Raw genomic sequence first — 16847 nt, forward strand, 5'->3', positions numbered from 1 at the left:
GGGGCCACGTGCACCGGCGCGGCCCCGGCCTGGGGCGCGTGCGCGACGGGCGCGGGCACCGGCACCACGGCGGGGGCCACGGCGTGCTGCGGGAAGCTGGCCTGCGTGGCGGCCTGGACCGGCGCGGGCTGCTGCGGCACCGCGCGCACCGCGGGCACCGTGGTGGCCAGCGGCTGGGCGGGCGCGGTGACGGGGCGGAGCTGGCGCACGGCGCCGGATTGCGACTGCGCGGCGGGGGCCTGCGACGGCGCGGCGGGCGGCGGGGGCTGCGGCGTGCCGAAGAGCGCGGCGACCTCCGGCGGCGGCTGCGGCTTGGCCTCCTGCGGCTTCTGCGCGAGCACGCGCGTCTTCAGGACGAAGGGGCCACACAGCACCTCGTCCACGGAGCGGATCTCGCACGCGGTGACGCGGTGGCCGTTGACGAACAGGCCGGTGGCCGTGCCCGCGTCCTGGATGGCCGCGCGGCCGTTCTGGAAGTAGAGCAGCGCGTGGCGCGGCTCCACGGACGGGTCATCCAGCCTCAGGTCCGACGAGGGATCCGAGCCGAGCGCATACGTGCCGGGGACGAAGACCTCGGTCCCTACGAGGAGTCCGTCGCGGAGGATGACGACTTGCAGGACGCTGGGCTGGCCGCTCAACGGTGACGCTCCCTTCAAGGGCTGGTGGGCGGTGCGGACCTACTGGTCGTAGACCGTGGCCAGCGTTTCGGCGCGGAAGCTCTCGCGCTCGCGGATCATCGACCGCGTCTTCAGCTCCTTGCGGTCGTAGAGATAGACGGCGCCCGACTTGTTCGTCTGGCCCTGGATGAGCCGGTCGTCGAAGTCGATGCGCGACGGCCCGCGCTGCGGCGGCGCCGACGACGCCGTGGCGTCCGCGTCACCGGTGACGGGGTCCGTCACGGGGGTGCCCTTGGTCTCGATTCTGGGCGGTGTCTTCGGGCCGGACTTCTTCGTTCCGGCCTTCGACTTCGCCGTTTTCGCCGAACGACCGCGGCCCTGGGCCCATGCATCGCTCGGGACGAACATCGTGCTGATTCCGAGGAGCTGGGCGACGGCCATGCAGAGAAGGAAGCGTCGCATCATCAACAGGTTAAGCGATGCGCGTATGGACCTGTCAACGCACACTCCTGCGCTCTTCGCAGCGTGCGGGCCGGCAGGTGTGGGGGGCACTCCACCCCATGTGGGGCGCCTGCTCCACGACCGGACTCGGATGTTGCCTTCATGCTGGAAAGATGGCGTGCCGCTCCGCTTCCGTAGTTGTCTCCCGGGCGAGCAGGCTCCTGCTCCAGCTCCACGAGACATCGCGACGCGTCGGGGATTGGGACATGCTCCGGCGCGCGCAACCCAGGACACGGATGTGACACCTTCGGCTCGACGATGGGGAGTGGTGGCGGGCGTCGCCCTGCTGTGGACGGCGGCGGGCGTCGTCGCCTTCCGGCTGAGCCGGGGCGCGGACGCACCCGTCGTCCCCGCGGAGGCCGCCCGGCCGCCGAGCACGGCTCCCCGGCTGGTGTCCGTGGGACCTCGGCTCACGAGCAACGAGACGTCCCAGCCGCTCGCGCTCCATGGAGAGCGTCTGGTACCCGGGTTGCGACTGTCACTGGGGCCACCTTTGTCGCTCGAGTTGCCGGTGACGGTGGTGGACGCGGGGCACGCGTTCGCGCGGCTCCCGGGGCACGTGCCGCTGTCGGAGGACCTGACCCAGGCGGTGGTCGAGGCGCGGCTGGTGGCGCCCGCCGGGAGCCCCGCGCCGGAGGGGAGCGCCCCGCTCACGGTGGTGAACGACACGGCGTTCCCGGACCTGACGGCGATGGTGGCGTCGCCGGACGGCGGTCGGCTGTTCATCCTGTCGCCGCCCACGGACACGGTGTTCTCGCTGGACGTGGCGTCCGGGAAGGTGGAGGCGCGCGCGGTGGGGGATGGCCCGTCCGCGTTCGCGACCTGGAAGGACGCGCGGGGCAAGGCCTGGCTGGGCGTGGTGCACCGCTACCAGCCGGAGCTGCGCGTGTACGCGCTGGACGAGGGCGCGGACGTGGCGCCTCGGGTGCTGCCGGCGCCGCTGGGGGCCTCCGGGCTGGAGGTGGACGGCGCCCGGGCCGTGGCCTACGTGGCGGAGCAGGTGGAGGACCGGGTGCGCGCGCTGTCGCTCGAGGACGGGCGGGAGCGGTGGAGCGCGCGCGTGGACCCGAACCCGCGCGCGCTGGCGCGCTGGAAGGACCTGCTGGCGGTGGGCAGCCTCCAGACGGGCCAGCTGGAGCTGTTGCGGCAGGCGGACGGGGCCTTGGTGTCCACGGTGGTGCCGGGGCCGGGGGTGGCCATCGTCGGGGGCTACACGGAGCGCTTCCGGGCGCAGGTGATGGGGGGCAAGGCGCCGCGCGCGCTCGTGGCCAGCGAGAAGCTGGGGCGCGTCTTCATGGCGAGCCTGGGGCCGAACATCGGGCCCAACCCCCAGCGCATGGAGGTGAGCAACAACAGCGGCGTGGCGGTGGTGGACCCCGCGCGCGCCGAGTTCGTGCGGCACCGGGGCTTCGGCGCGGGCGTGACGGAGGGCCTGGCGCTGGACGAGTCCACGGGGCTGCTCTACGCGGCGGACGTGGGCATCGGCCGCGTGCGCGTGCTGGACGCGCGGGCGCTGATGTCCAACAGCGACGCGGAGGCGCGCGGCGCGGTGCTCCAGGAGCTCGCGCTGCCACCTCCGGAGGGCACGCCGCGCATCCGCCCGGCGGAGGACTTCCAGAAGAAGGGCCGGGCGGGCGAGGAGCTGCACTCCGGGCCTCGCTCGGTGGTGCTGTCCCCCGACGGGAGGACGCTGTACGTGCTCAACCGCTTCACGCGCACGGTGGCGGTGGTGGACGTGCGCGAGGCCCGGGCGGGCAAGGCGCGCGTGCTGCGCCAGTTGCCGGTGGTCCCGTCGCGCGCGCAGGCCAAGCGCCGGCTGGGACAGGTGCTCTATTACGTGGACCTCGGGCGCACCGGCATCACCTGTGACGGCTGCCACGTCGAGGGCCACACCGGTGGCGTCTTCTACGAGAAGACGAAGCCCAACCGCATCTACCGCTCGCCCACGGTGCTGGGCAGCCGCGACACGCCGCCCTACTTCACGCCCGCCAGCCAGCACAGCCTGATGGAGACGGCGCGCTTCGTGGGGGGCCGCAACCGCTTCCACGACCCGGACCCCACGGACGAGGAGGTGGAGGCGCTCACGCTGTTCACCTCGTTGATGGTCACGCCGCCCAATCCCTTCCGGGGAGAGGACGGCGCGCCCCGGGAGACGGTGACGCTGCCGGACGGTCGCTCGGGCCACCCCGCGCGGGGGCGCGCGCTGTTCGAGGGGCGGGGCCGGTGCACCGAGTGCCACCCCGCGCCGCTCTACACCCTGGACCAGGACGCGGCGACGCGCGGGCAGTACCTGGACGTGGGGACCCCCATCGCCCTGCCGCTGCGGGTGGAGCTCCAGGACCTGGTGGTGGGCGCGGCGCCTCCCTCGCTGGTAGGCACGTGGGACATGTGGCCGCTGTTGACGAGCGCCACCGCGGGCTACGGCGTCAGGGACGGACACCTGGTGGTGGAGACCCGCTTCCCGCTGCGCGCGGTGCTGGAGTCGGCGGGTCCGAAGCATGGTGGCGCCAGCGACCTGACACCCGCGGAGCGCGACGACCTGCTCGCCTTCCTGCTCACATTGTGAGGTCCACGCGCTCGGCGCGCGCACGACGTCATCGCTTGGTGACGTGTCAGCCTGGCGGTCGTGTCGCGGGTCGTGGCCCGCAGGCACTCGCACGTTCCATGGCCGGCCGAAATCTCCCCTTCGGTTGTGCCCATGCGAGCGCAAAGCGCGCGCGACGCGTCGCTGTCGCTTGCGTTGCCCGGGGGGGCTGCGGTCTACAATCCAACGGATGAGCCCCCTCCCACGCGCCGCGTGGCTCCTGCTCCCGATTCTCTTCCTGTCCTGCTCCGACGCGGGGCTGTACTCCATTGATGGCCGCGGAGCGGGGCGCAAGGACCGCGCCAGCTTCTCGGGCACCGTGTGCGTGCCGCTCGCGGGCGGCGAGGCGTTCCCCACCAAGGTCCTCTTCGCGATGCAGGGAGGGCAGGGCATCGAGACGGAGATCGTGGGCTACGGCACGGACGCCCTCTCCACGCTGTCCAGCCGCTTCTCCGGTCCCTTCGTGAAGTTCGCCCTGGTGGCGCACCACTCCGTGGCCACGGGCCTCATGGGCCGCTTCTCCGACGCGGCCGAGTTCCAGGCGGTGCTTCCCCAGTACGCCTCCTACCAGGAGAGCGGCCCCATCAGCGTCCGCTCCGCGCTGAAGCTGGCGAAGACGCTGCTGTCCGGCGACATGCAGACGTCCTGCCGGGGCGAGGTGGCGCGCACGCGCTACGTGGTGGTGGTGGTCATGCGCCTGAGCGACGCGAGCTGCGCCAACCCCCTGCTCAACGAGGGCATCGCCCAGCGCTGCCGGAGCCTCACCTCGCCCACGGACTGCAGCTCGTGCGAGCTGGGCGCCATCACCGGGGAGATCAAGGACCTGGCCCGGCAGTACGGCGCGGGCGAGGTCGTGGTGCAGCCCATCTACGTCCGGGGGCAGACCTCCGACCCCATCACCCACGCGAACGCGGCGGCCATCGCGGAGGCGGGTGGCACCGAGCTGTTGGAGACGGACCCCGCGGGCCTGCCCGGCGCCATCACCGGGCTGAAGTACACCGCGCGCCCCAACACCCTGAAGCTCAAGCGCTTCATCGCCTACAACCGCAACGTGGTGGTGCGCGCCGGCCAGCTGCTCGTCGACAGTGACGGGGACGGCCTGCCGGACCTGGACGAGACGGCGCTCGGCACGGACCCGACGTCGGCCGACTCGGACATGGACGGGCTGATGGACGGGCTGGAGGTGCGCATGGGGCTCGATCCGCTCGTCCCCGACGTCATCAACGGCTGCAGCGTGTCGCTCGACGAGGACGGCGACCGGCTGAATGGCTGCGAGGAGCGCGTGCTGGGCACCGACCCGTGCATCGGCGACACCGACGGCGACACCATCCCGGACCTCATCGAGGTGCTGGCGATGACCAACCCGCTCGTGCCCGAGGACCTGCTCGACTCGGACCGCGACGGCCTCACCAACATCGCGGAGGTGGAGGCCCATGGCGACCCGCTCAGCGCCGACCTCGACTTCCACCGCGAGCGCGGCTACGGCTACAACCTCGTGGAGACGGACCCGTCCGTGGACGGGCGTATCTGCTACGCCACGCGCGTGGAGAACATCTCCCTGATGCCCACGCTCGCGCGCCCGCATCCCTTCATCCCGGGAGAGATCATCCCCGCGGGCACCAACGACATCTACCTGTACCTCCAGGCCGGCCGGGACAATGATCCGCGCGGCGCGGGTATCGGCTCGCTGCTCGTGCAGCCCGTCCGCTACGACGAGGACAAGGGTCGTACCCCCTCGGGCATCATTCCCCTCGACCCCGACGCGTTCATTCTCGGAACCTGATCCATCCCTCAAGTGTGGGGCTCGCCCCTCGCTGTGACTGGGGTGCCCCCCCCACACTCCCGCCCCCAGCACCCATGCCGCACTCGCAACCCCCTGGAACCTCGATGTTTTCCTCTGCCAAGGCCGCCGGATCGGCTCTTGCTAGGGGCTCGGGTCGGAAAGGAGTCACCATGTCGCTCTTTCGTTTCGCCCCGGCCTTCGTGCTCGGAGCAATCCTGGTCGTGAACCCTGGGGTGGCCCAGGCGCAGTCCAATGACAATCCGGACAACCCGGAGTGCCTCGGCGATAGCTGCGGTCGTCCCCAAGAGGAGGGCGGTGGCTGTGGTTGCGGTTGCGGCGGCTCGGTGTGGGTGAACTACACGGACGACGGCGACACGCTGTCGTACACGGACGACGCGGACGGCGACGGCCGCGCGGATGACCGCGACAACTGCCCGTTCGTCTCCAACCGCGACCAGACGGACACCGACGGCGATGGCGTGGGCAATGCCTGCGACAACTGCCCCTCGCAGTCCAACTTCCAGCAGCGCGACGCGGACGGCGACGGCATCGGCGACGACTGCGACCCCGACCAGGACAACGACGGCGTCGAGAACGCGCGCGACAACTGCCCGCTCATCCCCAACACGGACCAGTCCGACCTGGACGCGGACGGCCTGGGTGACGTGTGCGACCAGGACGACGACAACGACGGCGTGCCGGATGGCTCCGACAACTGCCCGCGCGTGTTCAACCCGGATCAGGTGATGCCGGCGGATGCCAGCCAGTGCCGCGTGGACGCGGACGGCGACAACATCTCCGACAACGCGGACAACTGCCCCGGCCTGGCCAACCCGGACCAGAAGGACACGGACAACGACGGCCTGGGCGACGCGTGCGACCCGGACATCGACAACGACAGCATCCTGAACGACGCGGACAACTGCAAGGAGGTCGCCAACCGCGACCAGTCCGACGACGACCGTGACGGCATCGGCGACGCGTGCGACACGCTCTACTGCCTCGTGGTGGACAAGAGCAACCCGGCGGACTGCCTCAACCCGAAGTCGCCCTTCACGGTGAGCGCCGGTGGGCACCGCGCGGAGAAGCAGACGGGCATCGCCATCCGTCCGGCGCTGTTCGCCAACCGCAACGGCGCGGCCATGGAGTACAAGTGGTCGGTGACGAAGCGTCCCGAGGGCTCCAACGCGGTGGTGGAGAGCCCGCAGGGCGCCGTGACGCTGAGCCGCAACTGGGAGTACGTCTACGTCGACGGCAACGTCCCCCACTTCGTCCCGGACAAGAAGGGCACCTACGAGCTGACGGTGGAGGCCCGCCTGGCGTTCGCCGACCGCGTCTTCCCGGACCACCGCGTCTCCACCTCCACCCTGGTGGTGGCGGTGGGCGAGGAGGGCGAGGACGGCTCGAACTGCAACTCCGTGCCCGCCGGCTTCAGCGCCACGGCCTTCGGCGCCGCGCTGCTGGGCATGCTCCTGCGCCGTCGTCGCAGCGAGCAGTAGTCACCTGATGCACCCCATGCCAGGAGGTCGCTTCCGCATGTTCCGCCTCGTTCGTGTTCCGTTGTTCGCGGCGGGCCTCCTGGCCGCGGGTCTGCTGTCCTGCTCCGACTCCATGTTGGAGTCGAAGGTGGACCCGCTCTCGCAACTCGATGACCGGCTCACGCTGCAGGGCCGGGTCTGCACCCGCCCACCTTCACCGAGCGGCTTCCCGGTGAAGGTGGTGGTGGTCATCGACGAGTCCGGCAGCATGTGCGTCTCCGACCCGCCGGGCGCGCAGATGGACAGCGGCTTCTGCCAGCGCGCGGAGGTGCAGGCCATCATCCCGCCGGGTGTCACGGAGCCGGCGCGCGTGCGCGCCCTCAAGCGCCTGGTGGCGCAGTTCCGTCAGGTGAACGCGCAGGGCGGCAACGTGCAGGTGTCCGTCGCCCCCTTCGAGACCAACGTCCGCAACGTCTGGCCGCCGAGCACCGCCAGCGAGCGCTTCGCCCGGCCGGACACCAACATCGACAGCTACATCGAGGGCCTCCAGAGCCAGCTGGGCAAGGGCACCGACTACCAGGGCGCGCTGTCGTACGCCTACGGCGTCATCGCCTCCGACATCCAGAAGGTCTCCACGGAGAACCCGGAGCTGCTGCCTCGCACCCGCTACGTCGTCGTGTTCCTCACGGACGGCACGCCGTATCCGCGCTGCTCCGCGAACGACAACCTGAGCGTCTACGCCAACCCGGACAACCCGGACCTGACGTGGGCGGACTCCATCGTGAGCTTCTGCAACGCCACGAACACGACGGACCAGATCGACGGGTTCGAGATCGGCACGGACCGCAACCAGAACTACCAGCTCTTCAGCTACGTGCGCCGGCTGATGGAGCTCAAGGACCAGTACAACGTGGGCGACCTGCGCATGCACACGGTGCTGCTCTTCAACCAGGAGGCGGTGCGCGCCTGCGGCCCCATCTGCCAGGAGATCTACGGCATCTACCCGGGCGTGCCGCAGGCCCAGTATCCGGAGGCTGCGAAGAAGATCGCCTCCTGGCTGCTCAAGCGCTTCGCGGAGATGGGCAACGGCGTCTACCAGGAGTTCAACGACACCAGTGAGATCTCCAACCTGGGGTTGGGCGCGCTGGACTACTCGTCGTTCGCCTCGCGCAACGTGATGAAGAGCCTGGTGGTGGAGTCGCTCAGCTCGATGCCTTCGCTGCAGTCGCGCATCGTGGACAGCGACGGGGACGGCGTCCCGGACGACCAGGACAACTCCGTGGTGCTGAAGACCAACCCCTTCCTGCGCGACAGCGACGGCGACTGCCTGGACGACGGCTTCGAGACGCGCCGCGCGGACCAGGGCTTCAAGGCGTCCAACCACCGCGACTCGCGTGGCTGCGACGTGCTCACGGCCCAGGGCACCTGCCAGTGCCGCGACACGGACGGCGACGGCCTGTCCCAGTCCGCGGAGAACTTCCTGCGCACGAAGACGCAGTTGGTGGACAGCGACGGCGACGGCATGCCGGACAGCCTCGAGGCGCGCTGGGGGTTGGACCCGCTCACGCCCAACGTGGCGGGCCTGGACACGGACGGCGATGGGATTCCGGACGACCTGGAGCTGCGCTCCGGCTCCGACCCGACCCGCCGCGACAAGGCCTTCTTCGACAAGTACGGCTACCAGTACGAGACGCGCATCGCCGAGGTCCGCCCCGACGGCAGCATCTGCTACGACTTCACCATCTCCAACCTGCAACTGGTCTCGCCGCAGGAGCGCTCGGGCGCGAAGCAGGGCTTCAACCTCTTCAACGTCTGGTTCGCCGAGGCGCCGGAGAGCGGCGTCGCCACGGACTACGGCGTCTGGACGAGCGCGTGCGCGTGGGCGCAGTACGCGCCGCCGTCCGTGCGCGTGCCGGTGGGGCCGGAGCTGACGTTCGCTGCGGGGGACTTCCGCACGACGAGCAACCTGCCGAATCCGTGGGATGACCAGAGGCGGTGCATCGGCACCACTCCTTCCGGGGAGACGCGATGAGAAGTGTGGGTGGACGGGTCCTGGCGGGCGTGGCCGCCGCGCTGGTGGTGGTGTTCGCCTGCACGGATACCTATCTGTACGACCCGCGTCGCGACACGGAGGTCCCCGTGGACCGGGCCATCGCGATCGAGGGGCGCTTCTGCACGGTCGGCTCCAACGAAGTGGTCCGCCCCATCAAGCTCGTGGTCGCCATGGACGCCTCCCAGTCCATGCGCGTGAGCGACCCGGACGGCGCGCGCGCCACCGCGCTGGTGGAGCTCATCGAGAACCTGCCGCAGGACCCGGAGGTGTACCTGGCCGTCGTCCTCTTCGCCGGCAGCACCACCGCGTTCCTCACCCAGGCGCCGGGCAACCCGCCCGAGGACGGCTTCGTCCAGGTGGCCACGCTGGACGACGCCGCGCGCCGCAAGCTCACCGAGCAACTGCTGACGTTCCGCAACCCCGACAACTCGCCCAACCGGGACTCGACGGACTTCGTCAAGCCGCTGTCGGACATCTACTCGCTCATCAACACGGACATCGCGCGCAGCCGCCTGTCGCCGGGCGGGCAGAACGCGCTGGCGCAGGCGCGCTACTCGGTCATCTTCCTGTCGGACGGCAAGCCCACCAACAACCAGGACGCGGAGCTCATCGAGGGTGATGCGGTGGTGCGCATCCACCAACTGCGCGACCTGGTGGAGGAGGTGACGGTCAACACCGTCCACGTCTTCAACCCCACCCAGCCGATCGGCACCGGCTGTGACCTGTCCGGGGATGCGGGCTGCCCGCTGCTCATCATCAACCAGAACGCGGACCGCCTGGAGAAGATGGCGGGGCGGGGCGGCGGCAACTTCCGCGACTTCCGCAACAACGAGCCCATCAACTTCCTCGACTTCTCCTTCGGCCAGGTGCGCCGCACCTTCATCGTGAAGGAGGTCATCGCCTCCAACCTCTCCGCTGCTCCCGGAAGCCGTATCGAGGACGCGGACACGGACGGTGACGGCCTGTCCGACGCGCGCGAGGCGGAGATCGGCACCGACCCCAACAAGGTGGACACGGACGGCGACGGCTTCAGCGACGGCGTGGAGGTGTACTTCCGCGACCGTGGCGTCGACTTCAACCCCATCCAGGTCGCGGACCCGGACGGCGGCGGGTTGGACAAGGGCTGCCCGCCGGCGCTGCGCGCCGTGGACACGGACTGCGACGGCCTCCTGGACTGCGACGAGCAGTTCATCGGCACCAACGCGTCGCTGGCGGACAGCGACCGCGACGGCGTGCCGGACGGCATCGAGTGGCGCGGCGGCACGCAGGGCTCCAGCAACGACCTGGACGAGGACCCGGACAACGACGGCCTGACGAGCCGCGAGGAGCTGCGGCTGCACTCCCACCCGCTCGAGGTCGACACCGCGAACCTGTCCGTGGACGGCTACCGGTACGCGTTCGAGGCGGAGGGGCCGCCGGACGAGCAGGGTCGCCAGTGCTACACGCTGCGCGTGGACAACGTGCTGCTGGTGCCCACGCTGCCCGCCGCGGACGACGCGGGAATCGTCACCCACGGCGCCGGTTACAACAACGTGGTCCTGTCCGTGGCCATGGTGCCCGCGGACGACCCCACCGCCCGAACCCTCGTGCGCACCTTCCGGGTGGACAACGTCCGCTACCCCGTGGGTGGCATCAAGTCCCCCGCCGACGGCGTCATCCGCGTGACGCCCGAGGACTTCGTCGACGGCTGCCCCGGCCGCGTCGACGACCCGCCCCAGACGCCGTGAGAGCTGACGCCATCATGCCTACCTACGTCCGACTGTTGCCACTCGCGCTCCTGACCCTGGTCGCCTGTTCGTCCGGCGGGGACGACAAGGAGGACGCGGGCACGCCGCTGGTGGAGGACCTCTGCAACTCGCGCGAGGAGGCCCTGTCGCTGGCCGAGTGCGAGCTCAAGCCCGGCGTGGCGCTGGAGCGCCTGCTGGTGCTCGAGGGCGAGAAGCGCGAGGGCGACCAGGACTGGTACCGCATCGTGCTGCCCGCCAACACCAGCGCGCGCACGCTGCTCAACGTGAACGGCGCCTACCTGGCCTCCAGCACCGCGGTGCAGTTGTCCATCACCATCCTGGGCCCCCTCGCGGACGGCAAGGAGGGCGCGCTGGCGAAGAAGGACGACAAGCATGGTCAGGGCGCGCCGCGGCCGGTGGACATGGTGGTGCCGCTGCGCGACGACCTGGCGGGCAAGACGCTGCTGGTGCTGGTGCAGGACGCGCCGGACGTGGTGTCGCAGCCGAAGTTCGACGCGCGCAATCCCTACCGGTTGACGATGACCATCACGGAGAACCCGGACGCGCACGAGCCCAACGACCTGCCCACGGCGGCCACGCCGCTGGCGCTGGGCGCGGGCACCGACGGGTTGGTGGCCACGACGACGGGCTACCTGGCCACGGACAACGACGTGGACCGCTACACGTTCGACCTGGCCGAGGGCAAGGTGGCCTACGTGCGCGTCACCGCGCCGGACCAGGGCTTCGTGCCCAACTGGCGCCTGTCCTACCAGTTGCTGCGCCCCGGCTTCCTGACGAAGGAGGAGAAGGAGGACGAGGGCGAGGTGCGGCCGCAGGTGCGCCCGGGCGTGCTGGCCACGGCGCGCAAGGTGAAGGCGGGGCGGGGCGGCAAGTGGATGCTGGTGGTGCGCGGCTACCGGGGCATCAGCGACCGGGACACGGCCGCCGGTGACATCCGGCAACCGTACGAGGTGGAGATTCGCGTCCTCGACGAGAAGGACCCGCAGGACGTCACGCTGCCGGGCAACGACACCGTCGCCACCGCGTTCGGCGCGGGGCTGGACGGCACCACGCCGGGCACGCCCCAGGCGGTGAGGACGTTCGAGGGCCGGCTGGCCTACCTCGCGGACCAGGACTGGTACTCGGTCCGGCTGCCGGCCTCCACCGTGCCCACGCGCCTGCGCTACCAGCTCACGCCGCTGGCGACGGGCGGGCGCTTCCCCGCGCTGCCGGACACGCCGGACCGTCAGGTGCTGGTGTTCAGGCTGGTGACGACGGCGGGCAATCTGGATGACTGGCGCAACACCTGCCTCAACGACAGCAAAGTGTGCCCGAAGGGCTTCTCGGAGAACCCGGACATGACCTCGCTGGTGCGTGGTTTCTGCGAGCGCACCGACCTGCCCGCGCCCATGTGTCTGCACTCGCTGCGCGAGGAGGCCGCCAGCAACCCGGTCTTCGCCAACTTGAGCAACTTCGTCGGCGTGCTGCCGGTGCCCGCGCACACGGACAACATCACCTACTACTTCCTGGTCCAGGACGACGGCACGGACTGGGCGGACGACAAGGACTACCGGCTGACGGTGTCGTGGCTGGAGGAGGACGCGGACGAGGTGGGCCGGTACGTGAGCGGCACCGAGCAGCCCGTGGTCCGGACGCTGGCGTCCACGAGCGCCTTCCCGTCGCCGCCCGACACGGCGGAGTTCTCCGTCTCCGGCAAGCTGTCCCACGGCTTCGGCCGGCTGCGCAACGGCGAGGACCGCGTCAACGGCCGCGGCGTGCGCGGGCCCATGGACTATGACGCCGTGCCCTCGGACGTGGACTCGTACGAGTTCACCCTCCCGGACGTCCCCGCTCCGGAGGACCGGGCGTGGCTGGTGCAGTGGGAGGTGGAGAAGGTCCCCGACTCGGGCACGCCGCACGGGCTCGCGCTCGACCTGACCTTCTGTGATGGCGACGCGACGGCGGACGGGGGCGTGTCCGACGGAGGCTGCGTGGCGGTGAAGACGGGCAGCCGCAATCAATCCCTCACACTGGGCTACCGCTCGGACGCGCTGCGCGCCTGGCACACGCCGGCCAATGCCTCCGTGAACAGCCTCATGCCGCTGTACACGCTGGAGGAGCGCCCCAACTCCACCGTCGTCACGCTGGCGCCGTATGCCTGCGGCTGCCTGGAGCCTCGCTTCATCCGCGGCAAGAAGATGCGCGTGGACGTCTCCGCCGCGGAGCGCACGTCCTACGAGTCGGTGAACTACACGCTGCGCACCGCCTACGCGCCGTATCCCCAGAAGTACACGCTCGACGGCGGCACGGAGGTGTCGTGCCCCATGGCGGGCGCCGACGCCGGGACTCCGGACGGGGGCGGCACCGCGGCGAACTGTGTGTTCACCCGTCAGCCGTGAGCCTCGCGAGCACGGGGCCCGCCACGCGGGCTCCGTGAGCACGCTTCGTCCCGGGAGCCCTCGCCTCGCGAGGCGCTCCGCGACGGGACTCCGCCGTCGCCATGGCTCCCGCGCCATGCGTCGTCGACGCGAGGTCTGGAAGGGGAACCCGCCTCCGGGGGGCGCCTGGCTTCAGGACCTGACCGCTGTCGGTCAGGGAGCCACGCGGCGGCCTCTCACGGCGGGGCGCGCAGCCGGGCGGGGACGTGAGGCCCACCACCCGGCTGGCGGGACGCGCTCAGGGCTGGATGCCCAGCGCGTTGAGGGTGACGACCTTCTCCGGCAGGTTGCCCGCGTTGGACTTGATGGTGATGGAGCCGGTGTACTCGCGGGCCTCGCGGGGCTTGAAGCCCACCTCGATGAAGACGCGCTTGTTGGTGGCCACCTGGAGCGGCGTCCCCGGCGTGAAGCCCTCCGGGAGCTTGATGCGGAAGTCGCTGGGGCCGCTCAGGACGATGTCGGTGATTTCCAGCGTATCCTGGCCCTTGTTGGTCACCGAGACGGAGTTGAAGTTCTCCGTGCCGATGTACGTGCCGCTGCCGAACTCGCGGTTGAAAGCCATTTCATCGCGGTCGGTGATGATTTGCGGCGCCTTGGGGAATTCCTCGCTGCTTTCACCGCAGGCCGCGACGGAAAAGAGAATGATGGGGAGCCACGGGGTGTGCAGTCGCATGGACGTCCACTCCTCGCTAGAGGGTCAGATGATGATGAATGTTGTAACAGTGTTTCGTCGTAAGGCCCAGCACGCAGCGGCAATTCTGTGCGTGGCATTGGCGGTGGGATGTGGGGACACGCGGGATGACTTCATCGGGCCGCGCGTGAAGGATTCGTGTGATGCCACCTGGCCGGTCTGCAACCGCATCGCCGGCTGCATCCTGGGCTCGGAGTCGTGGGCGGAGGGGCGCTTCCCCGGGCATGGGCAGTTCATCGTGCAGGTGCCGGAGGCCTCCACCGTCAAGGTGAGCTTCTTCCTGGACGAGGTGACGGCGGCGGGCGAGGAGACGGTCGTCCTCTTCCACGAGGATGGCTGCCGCGCGCGCACCCGCAAGGCGACCGCGGGCCGCTCGGTGTTGGACCAGATGGAGAAGTTCGGTGTCTTCTCCCTGGAGGCGGACGTCATCGGCGTGGGCGACCACCTCATCGAATTCGACTCGGACCTGCAGGGGCGCTACGCCGTGAAGGTGGACGTGGAGCCCCTGCGCGCGCGCTAGCTAGCCCCCCGCGCGGGCGCCCGACTTGAGCGAGCGCACCAGGTGGTCCGCCACGCGGAAGCTGTTGGCGGCGATGGTGAGCGTGGAGGGCACACTGCCGCCGGTGGGCATGAAGCTGCCGTCCACCACGTAGAGGTTGGGCACCTCGTGGGCGCGGCAGTGCTTGTCGAGCACCGACGTCGCGGCGTCGTCCCCGAAGCGGCAGGTGCCGTGCTGGAGGATGGTCGTCTCGCCCGTGGTGTTGGTGCGCTTCACCTCGTCCGGCTCCAGCCGCAGCAGCACCTCCTCGCCGCGGTCGACGAGGAAGCGCGTGGCCACCAGGTCCAGCGGGTGGCGCTCCACGGTGATGGCCGCCACGGGGATGCCGAAGTGGTCCTTCACCCCCTGCTCCACGCCGACGTAGCTGCCGGGGGTGGGGAGGTACTCCGCGTACACCTCGAACTGGAGGATGCGTGAGTCGCGGTAGGCCCGCATCCGGTCCTTCAATTCCTTGCCGAAGACAGCGGACGCCCCGCTGCCCGCCAACCCTGTCGCCGCGTGGATGGGATTGGGGTGCGTCCACATGAAGCCCAACGTGCCGCCCTTGCGGAAGCCGAAGCGCGTGTCAGGCATCAGGTAGAAGTCCTGGATGCTGCGGTTGACGAAGGGCCCCGGGTCCTTCAACCACGGGCGCTTGTCCGCCTGTTTCGACAGCCGGAACGTCGCCTGCGATTCGCCGAACGAGCTGAAGATGAGGTTCTTGCCCACCAGCCCGCTGCCGTTGGCGAGCCCCTGGGAGAAGCGGCTGGACGTGGAGTTGAGGAGCAGGCGCGCGCTCTCCACCGCCGTGCACGACACGACGATGACCTTGGCCGGCTGCTCCTGGGTGACCCCGTCCGGGTCCACGTAGACGACGCTGCGCGCGCGGCCCTTGCGGTCCACCTCCACCGTGCGGGCCATGCAGCCGGGGCGCACCTGCACGTTGCCGGTGGCGATGGCGGCGGGGATGAGGTTGGCGTTCGTCCCGCTCTTGGCCCCCATCTCGCAGCCGTAGCTGCCACACAGCGCGCAGTACGCACACGGCGCGCGCCCCTTGTACGGCCGGCTGATGATGCCGCGCGCGGTGGGCAGCGAGTGCCAGCCCATGGCCGCGCACGCCTTGTCGATTTCCCCCGCCACCGGATGCACGTCCAGTGCGGGCAGGGGATACGGACCGCTGCGGGGCTCGGCGAACGGGTGGGGCACCGCCTGTCCGGACACGCCCAGCTCCACCTCCGCCTTGTCGTAGAAGGGCGCCAGCTCCTCGTAGGAGATGGGCCAGTCCACGACGGTGCTGCCGGGCACCGCGCCCAGCGTGCTGCGCAGCCGGAAGTCCACCGGCTTGAGCCGGTAGAAGAAGCCGCTCATGTGGACGGTGCCACCACCCACGCAGTTGGCCGTCCACGCCGCGGTGCTCCGCTCGTAGCGCTCCTTGGCGTTGCGCCGGATGAGGTGCGGCTCCTCCCACGGCAACGGCATGAAGAAGTTGCGGCGGCTGTTGAGGATTTCATCGTGGATGAAGTCCTGGGGCCGGTAGTGCGGCCCCTTCTCCAGCACGACGACCTTGAAGCCCGCGCGCCCCAGCTCCAGCGCCATGGGCGCGCCGCCCGCGCCGCTGCCGATGATGCAGATGTCGACCTCGGGCAGGCTCACTTGTGGACCCCGCACTCGCGCAGGCACTTCGGCCCGTCGTAGTCGTCCGGCGGCGCCATGGCCACCGTGCCCACGGTGTCGAACCCCACCAGCCGCCAGCCCACGCGCCCCTTGTTGCCGCCGTAGGACGGATCCCCGAGGAAGCCCTCCAGCGACAGCACGGTGAGCAGCTCGAAGAAGTGCGCCTCGCCGCTCTTGCCCGGGCTGTCCTTGAAGAGGGTGAGCAGCTCGTCCTGCTGCGCGGGCGTCAGGGTGGCGAAGCCCTTCTGGAACATGCGCTGGGCGCGTCGCTCCAGCGCGGCCACGCCCTCGAGGAAGTCGCCGCGGATGGGCTCCATCTCCGGTGTCTGGAGGATGCGGTCGATGTAGACGGCCACGTCCGCGTCGGTCGCGCCGGGGTCCTCGTCGCGCGGGAGGATGCGCTCGGTGGCGGCGACGACGACGGCGTACTCGAACGCCGAGAAAGTCCGTGGAGTCTTCCCCCCACTTTCACGCGCGAGTGGACCGGGGTCCTTGGGAGGGGCCTTGGAGGAGTCGTCGGACGAGCGCTTGCATGCAACGGGACCGAGCAGCACGACACCGCCGCCCAGGAAGGTCAGACGTTGGATGAAGGAGCGCCGCGACAGGCGTCGAAGGGGAGAACGCGCACGGGCCATAGGTGCGTGTGAGCCTAACCCAGCGCGAGGTCCTTGGCTTCGAGTCCGGATGTATCGCTCGCCTGCTCCCCCGCGAGTCACGCTGACATAGGATGCGCGGCGACGACGGTCGGGTCCGACAACGCAAG

At 70.3% G+C, this 16847-nt stretch carries 12 protein-coding genes; 7 read left to right on the top strand and 5 right to left on the bottom strand.

The window, feature by feature from the left end; all coding sequences use genetic code 11:
• Positions 1–638, bottom strand: a 638-nt coding sequence (locus LZ198_RS39855; protein WP_253977407.1) for an FHA domain-containing protein, incomplete at its 3' end; no start/stop codon positions are given.
• Positions 639–677: 39 nt separating this feature from the next.
• A complete protein-coding gene (locus tag LZ198_RS39860; protein WP_253977408.1) occupies positions 678–1025 on the bottom strand; it encodes a hypothetical protein in 348 nt (115 codons plus the stop codon).
• 361 nt (positions 1026–1386) lie between these two features.
• Between LZ198_RS39860 and LZ198_RS39865 the strand changes: the two genes are divergently transcribed.
• The 6 genes from LZ198_RS39865 to LZ198_RS39890 all read left to right on the top strand — a co-directional run bounded on the left by LZ198_RS39865 (position 1387) and on the right by LZ198_RS39890 (position 13142).
• Positions 1387–3684 (top strand): MtsA protein, encoded by a 2298-nt coding sequence (locus LZ198_RS39865; RefSeq protein ID WP_323383375.1) that lies wholly within the window; start codon positions 1387–1389, stop codon positions 3682–3684.
• 208 nt (positions 3685–3892) lie between these two features.
• Positions 3893–5485, top strand: a complete 1593-nt coding sequence (locus tag LZ198_RS39870; RefSeq protein ID WP_253977410.1) for a thrombospondin type 3 repeat-containing protein — start codon at positions 3893–3895, stop codon at positions 5483–5485.
• Between the two features lie 170 nt (positions 5486–5655).
• Positions 5656–6984, top strand: a complete 1329-nt coding sequence (mtsC, locus tag LZ198_RS39875; protein WP_253977411.1) for a cell-cell cohesion MYXO-CTERM protein MtsC — start codon at positions 5656–5658, stop codon at positions 6982–6984.
• A 37-nt stretch (positions 6985–7021) separates the two neighbouring features.
• Positions 7022–8995, top strand: a complete 1974-nt coding sequence (mtsD, locus tag LZ198_RS39880) for a cell-cell cohesion protein MtsD (RefSeq protein ID WP_253977412.1) — start codon at positions 7022–7024, stop codon at positions 8993–8995.
• Positions 8992–10743, top strand: coding sequence for a vWA domain-containing protein (locus LZ198_RS39885; RefSeq protein WP_253977413.1), 1752 nt, complete (start codon positions 8992–8994; stop codon positions 10741–10743). The genes mtsD and LZ198_RS39885 overlap by 4 nt, the downstream gene beginning before the upstream one ends.
• A gap of 14 nt (positions 10744–10757) precedes the next feature.
• Positions 10758–13142: a hypothetical protein gene (locus LZ198_RS39890; RefSeq protein WP_253977414.1), complete on the top strand. Its 2385-nt coding sequence runs from the start codon at positions 10758–10760 to the stop codon at positions 13140–13142.
• A 277-nt stretch (positions 13143–13419) separates the two neighbouring features.
• Here the strand turns inward: LZ198_RS39890 and LZ198_RS39895 are convergent, their stop codons facing one another.
• Positions 13420–13854, bottom strand: a complete 435-nt coding sequence (locus LZ198_RS39895; RefSeq protein WP_253977415.1) for a hypothetical protein — start codon at positions 13852–13854, stop codon at positions 13420–13422.
• A gap of 145 nt (positions 13855–13999) precedes the next feature.
• Between LZ198_RS39895 and LZ198_RS39900 the strand changes: the two genes are divergently transcribed.
• Entirely contained in the window at positions 14000–14392 is a 393-nt protein-coding gene (locus tag LZ198_RS39900) for a hypothetical protein (RefSeq protein ID WP_253977416.1), read from the top strand.
• On the opposite strand, the gene LZ198_RS39905 is transcribed toward LZ198_RS39900, so the two are convergent.
• Together LZ198_RS39905 and LZ198_RS39910 are read right to left on the bottom strand one after the other, a co-directional pair.
• Positions 14393–16063 (bottom strand): GMC family oxidoreductase, encoded by a 1671-nt coding sequence (locus tag LZ198_RS39905; protein ID WP_253977417.1) that lies wholly within the window; start codon positions 16061–16063, stop codon positions 14393–14395.
• A complete protein-coding gene (locus LZ198_RS39910) occupies positions 16060–16719 on the bottom strand; it encodes a gluconate 2-dehydrogenase subunit 3 family protein (RefSeq protein ID WP_253977418.1) in 660 nt (219 codons plus the stop codon). Before LZ198_RS39910 ends, LZ198_RS39905 begins: the two co-directional genes overlap by 4 nt.
• Between the last annotated feature and the right edge of the window lie 128 nt (positions 16720–16847).

The organism is Myxococcus dinghuensis (assembly GCF_024198235.1).
Classification (GTDB): Bacteria; Myxococcota; Myxococcia; order Myxococcales; family Myxococcaceae; genus Myxococcus; species Myxococcus dinghuensis.

Coding starts and splice junctions, on each gene's coding strand:
- LZ198_RS39860 (WP_253977408.1), bottom strand. CDS start 1,025: ATGTTCGTCCCGAGCGATGCATGGGCCCAGGGCCGCGGTCGTTCGGCG.
- mtsC (WP_253977411.1), top strand. CDS start 5,656: ATGTCGCTCTTTCGTTTCGCCCCGGCCTTCGTGCTCGGAGCAATCCTG.
- LZ198_RS39910 (WP_253977418.1), bottom strand. CDS start 16,719: ATGGCCCGTGCGCGTTCTCCCCTTCGACGCCTGTCGCGGCGCTCCTTC.
- LZ198_RS39895 (WP_253977415.1), bottom strand. CDS start 13,854: ATGCGACTGCACACCCCGTGGCTCCCCATCATTCTCTTTTCCGTCGCG.
- LZ198_RS39885 (WP_253977413.1), top strand. CDS start 8,992: ATGAGAAGTGTGGGTGGACGGGTCCTGGCGGGCGTGGCCGCCGCGCTG.
- LZ198_RS39890 (WP_253977414.1), top strand. CDS start 10,758: ATGCCTACCTACGTCCGACTGTTGCCACTCGCGCTCCTGACCCTGGTC.
- LZ198_RS39870 (WP_253977410.1), top strand. CDS start 3,893: ATGAGCCCCCTCCCACGCGCCGCGTGGCTCCTGCTCCCGATTCTCTTC.
- mtsD (WP_253977412.1), top strand. CDS start 7,022: ATGTTCCGCCTCGTTCGTGTTCCGTTGTTCGCGGCGGGCCTCCTGGCC.